This is a genomic window from Streptomyces carpinensis (assembly GCF_002154505.1).
Lineage (GTDB): Bacteria > Actinomycetota > Actinomycetes > Streptomycetales > Streptomycetaceae > Streptomyces > Streptomyces carpinensis.
Genome location: NZ_MUBM01000311.1, coordinates 438 through 1,034, shown reverse-complemented (window position 1 = coordinate 1,034; position 597 = coordinate 438). Strand labels below are relative to the sequence as shown.

Genomic DNA, 597 nt, shown 5'->3' with positions numbered 1-597 from the left:
GTTCACCGGTGAGAAACTCGCCGACCTGCCCGAGTCCACCCCCGAGGACGTGGCGCTCGCCTTCGAACGGGCCCGAGCCGCCCAGGCCGTCTGGGCGCAGACCCCGGTACGGCAGCGTGCCGCCGTCCTGCTCCGCTTCCACGACCTGGTGCTGGAACGCCAGGCCGAAGTCCTCGACCTCATCCAGCTGGAGACCGGCAAGGNNCGCACGAGGAGGTGCAGGCGGTCGCCGTCGCCGCCCGGCACTACGGCCGCCGGGCCGCCGCCTACCTCAAGCCCAAGCGGCACACCGGCGCCGTACCGACCCTGACGAAGGTCAACGAACTGCGTCACCCACGAGGCGTCGTCGGCCAGATCGCCCCCTGGAACTACCCGCTGGAGCTGTCGGTCGGCGACGCGCTCCCCGCCTTCGTCGCGGGCAACGCCGTGGTGATGAAGCCCGACACCGAGACCTGCCTGACCGCGCTGTGGGCGCGCGACCTGCTCGTCGAGGCCGGGCTGCCCGCCGAGGTGTTCCAGGTCGTCATCGGTGACGGCCCGGTCGTCGGTCCGGAGATCGTCCAGCGCGCCGACTACGTCTCCTTCACCGGCTCCACC

General features: G+C 71.9%; 1 pseudogene. It reads left to right on the top strand.

Going from position 1 to position 597, the window contains the following annotated elements:
- Positions 1 to 597, top strand: a pseudogene (locus tag BZY54_RS53935) (aldehyde dehydrogenase family protein); the annotation flags it as partial.